This window comes from Embleya sp. NPDC001921, from assembly GCF_053594475.1.
Window position 1 is genome coordinate 23,553 of record NZ_JBSFEO010000025.1, and the last position, 12,876, is coordinate 36,428.

Below are 12,876 nucleotides of genomic sequence, written 5' to 3' on the forward strand. Positions count from 1 at the left end.
GTTGTTCGGTGGCCCGGGGCTCAGATCGCGACGATCTGGAGGATGGCCGGCAGGCCCAGGAAGATCGTCAGCAGGATCACCAGGACGGTGCCCGGTACCACCAGGCGTTCCGAGTCGGTGTTGGCGCGTTCGTGCTCCGCGGACAGGAGTTCGGTGCGCAGCGCGGCGGCGCGGGCGCGGAGGGTGCCGTAGACGGCGGCGCCCTCGACGCCGGCGAGTTCGATGATGTCGGCGACGTCGGCGAGTTCGGGCAGGTCGAGGTCGCCGGCGAGGTCGCGCAGGGCCTGCCAGGGGTCGGCGCCGTGCGCGCGGGCACGGGCGAGCGCGTCCTGGATCCGCAGGAAGGCCCACCCGTTGCCCACCTGCGCGGCGTGTTCGAGGGCCTCGGCGGGGCCCGCGTCGCCGGCGCGTTGCAGCGCGACCAGGTCGAGGTAGGTGGCGGCGGCGTGCTGGAACTCCACCCGGGCCGCCTTGGCCTTGGTCGCGAGTTCGCGGTCGGGGGTCTGCCACATGACGACGCACAGGACCAGGCACGCGCCGACGGGGACGACGAACGGCAGCGTGATGCCGAGCATGCTCACCGCGGTGGAGAACAGGACCGGCAGGAGCAGGCCGAGCAGGCCCATCGCGGCCTTCGTGCGCAGGTGGTCCCCGGCGCTCTGGCCGACCAGGGCCAGCCGGGTGTGCGGGACGGAGACCCCGGGTACGCGCTGGGCCAGCCGCGCCAGGGCGTCGCCGAACGCGCTGCCGGTGCCGGTGTCGCGCGCGGCGAGGGCGGCGGCGGTCGGCCGGCCGGTCAGGCGCTCGGCAGCGGCGGTCAAGTCCGGTGGGGCCGGGCGCAGTTCGCGGATCAGCAGGGCGATGCCCGCACCGACCAGGGCGCCGGGGATCAGATACCAGGTGGAGATCATCGCACGGCCTCCGGCGTGGCGACCGTGTCGGCCGGGGTGACGACGGTGACGACGCTGCGGTCGTCGTGGACCAGGATTCGCGGCGCCGGCTTGTACGCGGTCACCGACCGCATCCACAACAGGACGCCGGTGAAGCAGATCATCAGCACGACCAGCGAGGTCTGGCCGACGGCACTGGCGTACGGCTCCGCGTAGTCGCGGTTGAACGCCATCAGCCCGCCCATCGCGACCGTGAGGTAGGTGATCCAGCGGACCGTGGCGCGGGCGCTGGCCCGGTCGGCCTCGATCGAGCGGCGCTGGCGTACCTCTTCGCGCACGGTCGTGGCGAAGTCCCGCAGCGCCAGGGCCAGTCCGGGGCCGCGGTCGTCGGCGCGCAGGATCAGCGCGGCGGCGATCTTGTCGGCGGTGGCGTCCTGGAAGGAGTCGGCGAAGCGGTACAGGGCGTCGGCGGGTCGCCATTGGGCCTGTAGGCGCGAGACGAGGTCGCCGACCTCGGCCTCGATCGGCGCCGGGCAGGTGGCGCGTGAGGTGAGGATGGCGTTCTCCAGGCCGGCGCCGAGTTCGACGAGGTCGGCCAGGCGCCGGGTCCATTCGGCGAGGGCGTCGAGCCGGTCGATGCCGGTGTAGTCGGCGCGAGTGGGGGCCATCAGCCAGGGCCAGCCCAGCACCGCGACGGGCACCAGGACGACCGCGACCAGCCAGCCGGTGAGCAGCCACGCGGCGATGCCCGCGACGACCGCGGCGATCCGGCGGATGTTGCGCGTGCGGGCGGCGCCCGGCGACAGCGGCGTGCGTACGCGGCGGGTTCGACCGGGTCGGGGCAGGCGTTCGCCCTCGGTTCCGCGCCATCCCCACCACAGCAGGACGAGGCCGGCGACGACCACCGCCGTGCACACGCCCGCCCAGAGGGCTTGTGCGTCCATGTCGGTCAACCCCCCACGAGGTGCATCGGCGCCCATTGCGGGGCGGCGTTGAGCCACAGCGGGTCGAAGCCCGCCCGGCGCAGGGCCGCGGCGTCGGTGGGCGCGGTGAGCGGCACCGCGCGCGGGTCCTCGCCGCGCGGGCCGAACACCGTGTTGGTGGCCGGGCGGCCGTTCTCCCCCATCCCGGCCATCTGCAGGACGTGCGAGACGAAGCGGTGCCGGCGTCCGCCGATCCCGCTCTCGTCGATCATCCGGACGAACACGAGGTAGTCGACGGCGTTGGCGGCCAGCCGGTAGGCCAGCCGATCGCTCATGTGTTGGCCGTACTCCAGGCACAGTTCGGCGATCCGGTCGAAGATCATGTGCGGTTCGCGAACGTGGAGGGTGCACATCGAGCCGCCCTCGCCGTTGGTCATCACCCGCAGCATCGGCACGATCTCGCTGGAGCGGACCTCGCCGACGATCATCCGCGAGAGCGTCATCCGCAGGGCCGGCGGGATCATGTCGCCGATGGTGATCTCGCCGGCGGAGCGGCCGTCGTTGCCGCGTTCGCCGTTGCCCTCGCGGGCCTCGAACGCGATCACCTGTTCGAGGTGGCCGAGTTCGTGCAGGAACAGCTCGTACTCGCTCTCCAACGTGCCCACGCGTTCCGAAGCCGGAATCTCGCGGGCCAGCGCGCGCAGCAGCGAGGTCTTGCCCACGCCCTGCGTCCCGCAGATGATCACGTTCTTCTTCGCGCGGATCAACGCGCCCAGGAACCGGGCCAGGATGGGTTCGAGGGTGCCCCACGCGACCAGGTCGTCCAGGGAGACGGTCTTGACCCGGTGCCGGCGGATGGTCACGCAGGTGTGCTGGGTGACCTCGATGACGGCCTGCAGGCGCGAACCGTCGGGCAGACGCAGCGCCAGGAACGGCGACGACGTCGACAGCGTGCGCTCGCCCGCGCCGCTGCGGCGGGCGAGATTGCGCAGCAACTCGCGCAGTTCCTCGTCCGAGGCCGTCAGCGGCGCGACCCGGCGACGGGGACGGTCGGCGTAGTCCACCCACACCGTCTCGAAGCCGTTGATCAGGATGTTCTCGACCGCGTCGTCGTTGAGGTACGGCTCCAGCGGGCCGGCACGAAAGATCCAGTCGAAGACGGCGCGGGCGTACGCGCGGTCCTCGGTCGGGGAGGTCGCGGCGCCTCGCTCGCGCGCGGTCACGTCCGCCCATTCGGCGACGACTTGGGCGATCAGGGCACGACCACGTTGCTCGCGATCGCTCTCGGGCAGGCCGGGGCGGGCCCGCTCCTGCTCGTGTAACCGCTCGGCGGCACGCTCGCGCAACACGCGAACCGCCGCCAGATCCAGGACCAGTTGCGGGGCGCCGTCGCCCAGCGCCGGGCCGGACGCGGTGCCGACGCGGGCGGCCGAGACGGGGCCGGTGGGCAAGGGCGCCCAGGTGGTCGCGGACGGGGGCGGCGGCGGCGGGGGCGGCGGCGGGGCCGGCGCGTGTGCTGGCGCGGGCGCGTGGTGGCCGGGCCCCGCGGGCGGCGCAGCGGTGTCGGCGGGGGTGGGCTGGCGATGCAGAGGGGAGGCGTTACCCAACACGAGGCTGCTCCCCCGTTCCCGAACCCGAGCCGAATCCCGAGCCGAATCCCATGCCCGCGGCCGGCCCCGGACCGGGCTTGGACCCCGGTACCCACAGACGCACACGACGGGCGCGCGCGTGCGAGAGGACCTCGTCCGCACCGGAGGCGATCTGGCGCATCAGCCTCGACCGCATGGCCCGCTTGTCCACCTCGCCCCGCCCGTCGGACATCGCCTCCGCCGTGCGCACGTCGTACGGCAAGGACATCAACAAGGGCAGACCCAGCAACTTCGCGACCTCGCCCGCCGGATAGTCCGGACCTTCCACCACGGCCAGACCCACCGCGTCCGCGCCGGTGCCGTTGGTGTCCAGATCCCGGCGCAGCGCCTCGACCCGCACGCGCGCGGCGGTGGCCGAGCGCAACGTCCCGCGCGCGACGACCAGCACGACGTCCGCCTTGCGGGCCAGGACCGCCGAGGACCCCAACGTGCCCGAGCGGCCCAGGTCGATGATCACGTCGTGCGGGATGTCCGAGCCCTCGAGCCAGGCCAGCAGCCGCGCCAAAGGTTCCCAGGTGTGCGCGAGCGACGGAGCCTGGGCGTAGTCGGCCAAGCCCGGCAGAAGCAGCCGAGTGCGCTCCCCACCGGTGAGATCGATCAACTGCTGAAAGAAGAACTCGTCCAACTTGCCCTGCCGGTGCGCCAGTCCGAGCTGATGCAGGCCGTACTGCGCCGACACCCGCCCACGCAAGGCACCCGCCAACACGGCACCGCCGTCCGGGTCGGCCTCCACCAACACCACCCGGGCGCCCTCGGCCAGCGGCCACGCCAGGGTCAGACCCAACGAGGTCGTGGTCGCGCCGGGCGCACCCACTCCCCCGACCACCGCAACGACCGTCACGGCCTGGCCTCCGGCTGCAGAACCACCAGCGCAACGAGTTCGGTCGACGCCCGCGCGGCGACGGTGGCGGCATCACCCTTGGCCACGGCGACGTCGACCACCACCTTCCCCGACTGATCGGGGGTCCCGACCGCGAACACGGTCGCGGTCACCGTGGCGGGCGGCGTCAACGTCTGACCCTTGCTCACATCGGACTTGCCCGGCGTGGACACCACCCAGACCTTGCGCCCCGGCTGCAACGGCGTCGTCGGCAACTGCCCCGGCGTCAGCGCCATGCCGACCAGAATCTCGTCCGGCTGCAACACCAACGCGTCGGTGACCTGCCCGCGCGACAGGATCGTGTCCGGACGCAACTCCACCGCGGCGCGCTTGCCCACCACCGAACGCTTGTCCTTCGCCGAGACGGTCTGCACACCCCCGCCGACCGACACCATCACGGTACGCACATCCGCATCCGTGACCACGGCCCCGTACGGCACGGTCCTCGCGACGGCCAACACCTCGACCCGCTTGTCCTTCGCGGTGAACAACGCGGCCCCGCCGACCCCACCGACCGCGACCAACGCCACCGCCAGAGCCATCACCCCCGGCCTGCGCCGCCGCTGCCCCAACCCCTTGGGCGGCGTCACCAACGAGGCCTCCGAGGCGACCCCGTCCCCACCCTCGCGAGACCGACGCGCCGTCGCGGATTTCACGCAGACTCCCCCTATATCCCGATACACAACATCGGCGACCGAAGGGACATAAAGAATTCCCCCATCGGACAAGCCAACATACTGTTCCAGCCAACGGGACGCGATCGATCTGTGACGCAATCCCCACACCCGGTAGGTGCCACCACCGGGCGCGTTGTGACACCCGGGAGAAAACTCCCCTCCCCACCCCCACCCACCGCGAAGCCCCGAAACCCCCACACTCCCACCGAACCCAACACCCCCGAACTCCGCACCCTGGCAGGGGAGTCCACCTCCCCTCCCAACAAACGGAGCCGCAACGCACGATTCCAAGATCACCGAGCAAGTCCCTCGAGGACGAATCCGGGTCGCGAAGCGCGCAATCAGCCGAATTGTCAACGGAGCAGCAAAGTCGTGACCTCGAACAGCGAATCCACCCAGCACGCACAGACGTTGAGGAACCATCCGGAAATAGCCCCACAGCTACCCTGACCCGGCCGACGCAGTCCCCATGCAGGTGGCGATGAGCCGACCCGGTCGTGGGGCTCTACGAGTGATAGGAGGAATCCCCGCGCAGGTGGAGTGAGCCCACCGTCCGCACCACGGAACCTCACCGCGCGGAGTCCGCGCGGAGTCCGCGCGCAATCCGATCGGGGTCGTGCCCCGGACACGGCGCCTCGACGCGGTCGACGTACAGCCCCTCCCCCGCCTCTTTGCCACGGGCGGCGGGTCGGATCGGGTCGGGTCGGATCGGGTCCCGACCTGCTGCCTGCGGCACCGGGGACCGGGCCGCCCTCCCCGCGACTCCCAGTGTGGTGGAAGTCCCGTACTCCGGCCCGGGTGCCGTGCGCCGTCTCGCGGTCGCGCACGATCGTCGCTCGCCGAGCGCCTCCCGGAAGGTGCGCCCGCGATGCCACGCAAAGTACGGCTCGCTTTCGTCGTTCCATCTAGTGACGATCCAGCCCGCGAAGTGGTCGGTCACATGGGCGGCGGCCTCGGCGAGGGCCTCGGGCTGAGGGCTGAGGTGACGGTCACCGCTCACCTCAGACGACCGGCCCGCTCCGGCCGGCCCCCTCTCGCAAGAGCCGTAAAGCCGACCGGCTCAACGGGTCCGGCCAGGTGGGGCGGGATCATCACGCCGCGATGAGCGGGAGGGCAAGGAGTGGGCAGGCCTTGGGCAAAGGCTGGGCCGACCTTGGGCAAGGGCCACGAATTCGTGTTGCCACGGTCTCCCGCCCGCCCTCACCCCGACGCGGAACAACTTGCGCCACCGATTGACGACCCTCCCGGAAGGCCCGGGTCGCAACGTCACCCCCACCTTCCGGATACGCCGCCACGCTCGTCGTCGAACGAGTCGTTTGGCCGGTCGGGGGCCGAGACCGGTATTGCCGGGCGTCGTGACGTGGCGGCGAGACGGCTCGCGTGTCGCCTCCTGGGTGCCGGCGACATCGTGCTCCTGCGTGCCGACACGACGCGGGTGGAGTGTCGGGTCCATCGGCTCGACAGTCCGGGTTCGCGCTGCGCGGACCCGACGTGGTTGTCGTCTCCGTTCCCCAATTCCGGCGACATCCGACTTTGGCGGGCCTGGGTGGCGCCTGTTGTCGGGTCGTGTCGGCCGCCATGTCGGTACCGGGTGCTCGGGTATGGCGGGGGTGGGCGACGTGGCGGTCGGCCCGGCTTCGTGCTGGGCGGTACGCGTTCGTACGGTGCCCTGCTCCTGGCGGTGACCGTCGAGGCGACGCGGTCCATGCCGGTTGCGGTTCCTGCTCACGGCTGGATGTGTCCATGAACGCGGCGAGTTCGTCCTCGATGGGTTGGGTCGGGATGGAGATCCTCGACAATGTCGCTGGGTCAGCCTCTCCGACACCCGAAAAATGCGACACGTGTGTCGGGGAGTCCCCACGGCAGGCATGTCGGCCGACACGGCGTGTCGCCTCGCGTCGGGTGGTGCCGGCCCCCGCGAACCCGATATGCCTGTCGGGTGGTTGGTGTGACCGAGTGACAGCCCGACATGCCGGCGTCACCTCCTGTCGGGGCCGACATGTCAGGTGGCGTCGGTGTCCGGGAACCCGACACGGGTGTCGGGGGATTCATATGGCGGTGTGTCGGCCGACACGGTGATGCCGCCCCGTGTCGGGTGTTCGCTTCCGAGGTCGGTGGCGGCCGCTGTGGGCGTCGGCCGGCGCGCAGCGGATCGGTGGGCGACATCGACCGTTCGTGGCGCGGCATGTGCTCAGGGCTCGGATCGGAGGGCGGAAGGCCCCTGCCCGCGACGATCGACCACACCCGCGAGACCCTGCCGGGCACAGCATGCGGCGACATCGAGTGGAAGGTCGAACCCGCGACGGTGGGGCGGACCGGCTGGACCCCCGTGCAGGAGGCCGAGCCGCGCGCTCGCGCCGGCGGGATACGCCCGAAGTACCCATTCGGGAACGCCTACGGGAGACACGGTCGGAGCCCCGGTCCCAACGAAACGTCTCGACGCGTCGATCGCTTTCGTCCCCGGTCATCCTCGACTGGGTCGTGGCGAAATAGTCGACTGCTCGCCACGCGGCCACCGCCCGTTCGATGCGATCCACCAGGTTTGCGACCCGGCCCGCGGCGGAGCCGTCCGATCGTTACGACGGACCCATGGGCCGTGGCCCAGGGCCCGTTGTACTCAGGCCGACGGCGGATTCGATCCGGCCTCGGGCGGCGGCGTCACGTCGGGGTGCGTGTCGACCTGGCATCGGGCACGGTGGTAGCGCGCGTGGTCGGGGTTGATCCGGTGCTCGGAGTGGAAGGTGAGTTCACCTTCGACCTCGAAGGTGTCGGTTGTGTACACGACGTCGTCGCTGCCGACGTAGATGCCGTGCAGGTCGAGTTCACGGTGGTGATTGGCGCACAGGCACAGCAGGTTCGTCAGGCTGTCGGGCCCGCCCTCGGCGAGGGGGCGGAAGTGGGCGCCGTCGCTGCCGCGTTTGCCGGCTCGGCCCCGAAGCGTGGTCCCGCAGATCTGGCAGGTGTCGTCGTAGAGCCGTTTGAGGTTCCGCACGATGTTGGAGTCGCGGTCGTAGCGTGTGGTCGCGCGGACCGTCTTCGACACGATGCGGTCTTCCTCGTCGTCGCCCGGGACATCGAGGTCGGTGGGTTCGTCCCCGTCGGTGGAAGGCCCCTCCTCCTCCGCTCCGATGCAGGTCGCCGCCAGAAGCCGAGCGTGGTCGCGCTCGTCGAAGTACTTCGCGAGGAGATGGGCAACGATCTCGGCTCGCCGCACCTCATCCGCGAGTACCTTGACGGCCTCCTCCGTGAAACCGGCGAACACGCCGGCCACGGAGTCGAGGGACTCCTGGTTCAGCCGGCCCGCGGAGGGAGCCTGACCTTCGGGGAGGTGATACCCGTGACCTCCCAGAACGGACCGCGGCGAGGTACCAGAACGGGTTCTCCGGCGTCGACTTGTTGTGGACGTGTCCGAACTCCCGCAGCAGAGGCCCCACACCGTCTCGGAAATTCGGCCAGGCGTTCAGGCGGGTCACGGGCGTGGGGTTGAGCCCGATCGCCCAGAGCAGCGACAGCGGCTTGTGGCGCGCGGACACGGTGCCCGTCTTGTGTGTGTGCATCCCCTTGATCTGCTCGAGCAACGGCATCGAGCGCAACACGTCCGGATCGGCGGCCGGTTGCGGGCCGCGCGTGGCCACGACGAACCCCAACTCCCGTAAACGGCCCGCGGAGTGGTCCTTGCCTCCGCTGAAGCCGCCCAGCACGCCGGTGGCGTAGAGGTGGGCCACGTTCAGGATCGCCTTGGAGTCGTACTGGCGCCCCTCGTGCTCGAGGACGTAATGACGTGCTGGACCGAAGCCGTACTTGGCGCGAAAGCCTTCGACTTCGAGGTTGTCGCACTCTTCGAGGGCCCCGGAGAACGGACTCGCGCGTGATGTCGCCCATCGTCATGGGCAGAGGGTACGAGTCCGCGCCGACACGCACCCCCGAGAGCGGACCCCACCACGTGGCGGCCCGGACCGTCCGCCGAGCGAGTCGAGGACGCCGGCCAGGCCGAGAACGGCAAGGAGTCGTCCCCAAGACGCCGGATGCGCGGCACGGCAGGGCCCGCCATCCGACCACCTCGGGGCACGAGGGCCCCACACGTCACAACCCGCACCGGAAGCGCACCTCTCCACATGACGGGAGCGCTGGGAGCGCTGGGAGCGCTGGGAGCGCTGGGAGCGCTGCGGGCGCTGCGGGCGCTGCGGGCGCTGCGGGCGCTGCGAACGCTGGGAACAACGGGAGGAACGACGTGAGTAGGCGCGATCATGCCCGAGGGTAGAACGCATGCACCGACGGCGATCCGGATCCGCCTCGGCGCGAACGCCGGTGTCCACGGAGTCGAACCCACCGACCCCAAGCTCATAGAGATCCTGCGGGCACAAGATTTCCGACCGCGACTCGACGACCCCCGTGTATGGGAGCCACCCGAGGGTCGGTCGGACGCGGCGCTGGCCCAAGTGCAGGTCGACCTCGAAAAAGACAAGACCGCCTACGTCGTAGTCGTCCAGGAGATGTCCGAAGATCCCACCCGGCTTCGGAGCCCCGACCCGCCGCCGCCCGCCACCTCAAGCCCCGGTCCGAAGGTCTCCACCCCAGAGCCTCGCACGCCCGCGGTCCCCGTCCCGCCCGGCTCCGATGACGTCGAGCCGCCCTTCGAGGACGACACCCCGCGCACTCCCACCCTCACCGGAGCACCCCACACCGACAATCCCCCGGTCCCCGCGCCGCAGAACGCGGCATCCGCAGACCCGGACCCGGACCCGGAGCCGGAGACGGAGACGGAGACGGAGCCCATACCCGCACCACCCGCTCCAGTGCCCGACGGCCCGAACGAGCCCTCCAACGGCCCCGAGCGCCCCAGCCCCACCTCCCCCTCCCCCGCCCCCGCCCCAGCCCCAGCCCCAGCCCCAGCCCCAGCCCCAGCCCCAGCATCAAACCCCCATGAGGCCGACCCGAGTTCCGCCCGGCCAGACCGCAACACCCGTAGACCCGAGCCCTACGCGACCCCGGACGAAGCGCGTGCCCAGGTCCGGATGATCGACGACGCCGTCCGCACGTGGCGGGCCTCCGTCGACGTCCGATCCCCCCTCTTGGGGCCCATCCACGAACGCCGGGAAGCGGTCAAGGCGACCTACGAGGCCGCCCGGGTCGAACACCGCGTCCACCTCGGCGATCCCGCCGACGACACGGCCACCCCCGCCGTCGACCCCGACAATCTCCGCATCGTCGCCGAACGCCTCCACGCCCTGGGCACCGACGTCGAGACCCTGCGCGGAACACTCCACGCCCGAGAACAGGAACTCGAGTACACCGCCCTGGGCATCGTGTGGCAGCGCACCCAACGGCATCTGCAAGCCATCCGTGCCACCGTCCGCCACCTCGACGAGGACAGTCCGCGGACCGCCGGATGGGCACCGGTCCGCACCCCTTCGCCGACAGCGGCCACACCGGGCACCACCACCGGATCTCCCACCACGAACGCCACCGGCGCTGAATCCGCCGACGTCCAACCTGCCGGATCCGGGACTCGACAGCCCCGCCCCGCCTCGACTCCTACCGAGACGCCCACGCCCCCACACCCGAAATCCGCCTTCGACCACTGGACGGTCATCGCACCCGCACCCGCACCCCCACCCGAACCCGAACGCGGTCGACGGCACGCCGGCAATCGACGCCACGCCCGCCCGCGCCGTCCCGTCCGCACCCGCGACCGCATTCAAGACCGCGACACCTTCTACACCCGCGACTACAAGGCACTCCAAAGTGCCTGGAAGACCGCCAACGCCCCCCGCATCCCACCCGAAACCCCCGATCAACACGTCCGAGACCTGCGCGATCAGGGCGACCGCCACTCCGCCGTCGCCCGGGCCGCCGCCAAACTCGCCGCCTCGCCCCAACGCGATGTCGAACGCGAGGCCCTGCACGAACTCCGCGTCACCGCGGAACGCCACGCCCGCGACCTCTACCGCAGGGCCGATGCCCTCGACCCTCGCCGCCGTCCGCGACCGCAGACCGCACGCTCCCCGTTCGTCCTGCGATTCCGCCATCAACGCCTCGTCGCCGACACGCTCCTGGCCGGTGTCGAGGACGCCGAGAACCACGCCCGACAAGGCGTCGCCGGCCGTGACGTACGCGCGAACGAGCATCTGCACGCCACGGGCCCCGAACACGAGCGCCTCGTACGCGACATCCGCGCCGAACACGCCGCCGCACACCAGGTCATGCGGGACGTCTGGGACCGCTCCTGGTGGCACCAAGCCGACTCCGGTCAGATCGCCGCCGTCTGGCAACGCGCCGTCGAATGGTCCGCACACCACGACGTCGTCGCCGCCCAAGTCCTGCAGCACGTGCGCGGCCGCGTCAGGCAGTACCACGACATCGAACTCCCCACCCCACCGGTGTACGGCGTCAACCTCAACGCCGCGATCGACCGCGGCCACCCCGCGCCCGCCGAAGGGCCCGCCGCCCGCTGGACGTACACCGTCCGCGACCCCCTCCTCCACACCCGTCTCCTCGACCAGGGCGAACACACCGCCCTGGAACGCGACACCCCGCACACCGTCGGCCGCCGCGTCCTCGCCGACCTCGCCGACCGCGGCGCCGACCCCGACGTACTCGCCCGTGCCGTCGTCGAGATCGTCCCCGCCGACCGTCCCGACGCCAAGCCCGTCGTCGTCACCGCCGCCCAGGTCCGCGATATCGCCCGTGACCAGGCGAACCGCGACCGCGCCGAACGCGACCTCGCCCAGGACGCGGCCGCCCTCAAGTCCTCCCTGGACCACCGGTGGTGGGAGAACGCCCGCCCGGTCGAGATCGGCTGGATGTGGCGCGCCGTCCAGGACTGGGAAAAAAGCGGGCCCGCCCGCAATGACGCTCTCGACTTCCTCACCGACCGCATCCAGGCCACCTTCGGCGTCACCCTCGACCGCAACACCCCCGCCGTCCTGGTCACCGAACGCATCCGCGAGCACGCCCCCGCGCCCCTGGACCCCACCGGCGCCCCCGAACGCGCCGTGGCCGCCCGGGCCCTCCGCCTGTTCGACCTAGCCAACGGCATCGAGGCCCGCGTCGCCGCCGGGGACACCCCCGGCGGCGACGCCCCCGCACAGCTCCAGCAGGCCCGCTCCCACCGCCTGCGCGCCCGCCACCTGGCCGCCCTGGCGAGCGACCCCGACGAAGCCCGACACCTGCTCGGCGCCGCCCGCCCCCCGACCGTCGACATCGACCGCTTCCATCACGACATCGCCGCCGAGTACCGCCGATCCTGGGGCCGCACCCTCACCGACGACGAATCGGCCCAACTCCGCTCGATCCTCGAACAAGGAACCGCGAACAACGGCACAAACACCACCGAAGACACGAGAGCACCGGCCGCGACACCACTCGACCCACCGCGGACGAACGTCACCACCCCGACAAAGGACACCGGGCAACCCCCACCGACCGCCCGGGAGCCCGCGCCTCGCGAACGGCCGCTCCGCACAGGCGAACCCGCATCCCGGGACTCCGAACCGAAGGCCAAGCCGATGCCCGCAGCCGCATCGACCGACCCCGCCCTCCAACAACGGACGCCCGAACCACAGGCAGCCCGGCCAGGGCGCGACCGCGGAACCATCGCGAGAATCCGTGTCGCCCTCAACGCGGCCGAAGACAGGGACGCGGCACCGCACGGCCGCCCCGGTCCTCCGCACCTCAAGAACCCGACCGGCGCGGTCATATGGGACCTTGCCGAGACATCAGTGCGCGGGTTGAGCCAGTGAACGCCCCAGCCTGCACCCTGTCGTCCGCGAGATCACGCGGCCGACCACTCGCCTCCTTCGTAGTGATCAGATCACGAATGTCGGCAACGGTGACCCGCAGACCGTCGAGGTCGAG

Annotated in this window: 7 protein-coding genes; 1 reads left to right on the forward strand and 6 read right to left on the reverse strand. The window is 71.4% G+C overall.

All coding sequences use genetic code 11. The annotated features are described in order from the left end of the window. Positions 1 to 20: 20 nt before the first annotated feature. The 6 genes from ACWCPW_RS27185 to ACWCPW_RS27210 all read right to left on the reverse strand — a co-directional run bounded on the left by ACWCPW_RS27185 (position 21) and on the right by ACWCPW_RS27210 (position 8,290). Positions 21 to 911 carry a type II secretion system F family protein gene (locus tag ACWCPW_RS27185; protein WP_449764215.1) on the reverse strand — a complete coding sequence of 297 codons (891 nt, stop codon included), beginning with the start codon at positions 909 to 911 and terminating at the stop codon, positions 21 to 23. After that, positions 908 to 1,834 (reverse strand): type II secretion system F family protein, encoded by a 927-nt coding sequence (locus tag ACWCPW_RS27190; RefSeq protein WP_449764216.1) that lies wholly within the window; start codon positions 1,832 to 1,834, stop codon positions 908 to 910. The genes ACWCPW_RS27185 and ACWCPW_RS27190 overlap by 4 nt, the downstream gene beginning before the upstream one ends. 5 nt (positions 1,835 to 1,839) lie before the next feature. Then, entirely contained in the window at positions 1,840 to 3,264 is a 1,425-nt protein-coding gene (locus ACWCPW_RS27195) for a CpaF family protein (RefSeq protein WP_449764217.1), read from the reverse strand. 148 nt (positions 3,265 to 3,412) lie between these two features. Then, positions 3,413 to 4,303 carry a MinD/ParA family ATP-binding protein gene (locus tag ACWCPW_RS27200; protein ID WP_449764218.1) on the reverse strand — a complete coding sequence of 297 codons (891 nt, stop codon included), beginning with the start codon at positions 4,301 to 4,303 and terminating at the stop codon, positions 3,413 to 3,415. Next, on the reverse strand, positions 4,300 to 4,998 hold the full coding sequence (locus tag ACWCPW_RS27205; protein ID WP_449764219.1) for an SAF domain-containing protein: 699 nt from the start codon (positions 4,996 to 4,998) through the stop codon (positions 4,300 to 4,302). The genes ACWCPW_RS27200 and ACWCPW_RS27205 overlap by 4 nt, the downstream gene beginning before the upstream one ends. A 2,638-nt stretch (positions 4,999 to 7,636) precedes the next feature. Continuing rightward, positions 7,637 to 8,290, reverse strand: coding sequence for an HNH endonuclease (locus ACWCPW_RS27210; RefSeq protein ID WP_449764220.1), 654 nt, complete (start codon positions 8,288 to 8,290; stop codon positions 7,637 to 7,639). A 1,744-nt stretch (positions 8,291 to 10,034) separates the two neighbouring features. Between ACWCPW_RS27210 and ACWCPW_RS27215 the strand changes: the two genes are divergently transcribed. Beyond that, the gene (locus ACWCPW_RS27215; RefSeq protein ID WP_449764221.1) at positions 10,035 to 12,761 is read left to right on the forward strand and encodes a hypothetical protein; all 2,727 of its coding nucleotides are present in this window, start codon (positions 10,035 to 10,037) and stop codon (positions 12,759 to 12,761) included. The last annotated feature ends 115 nt before the right edge of the window (positions 12,762 to 12,876 follow it).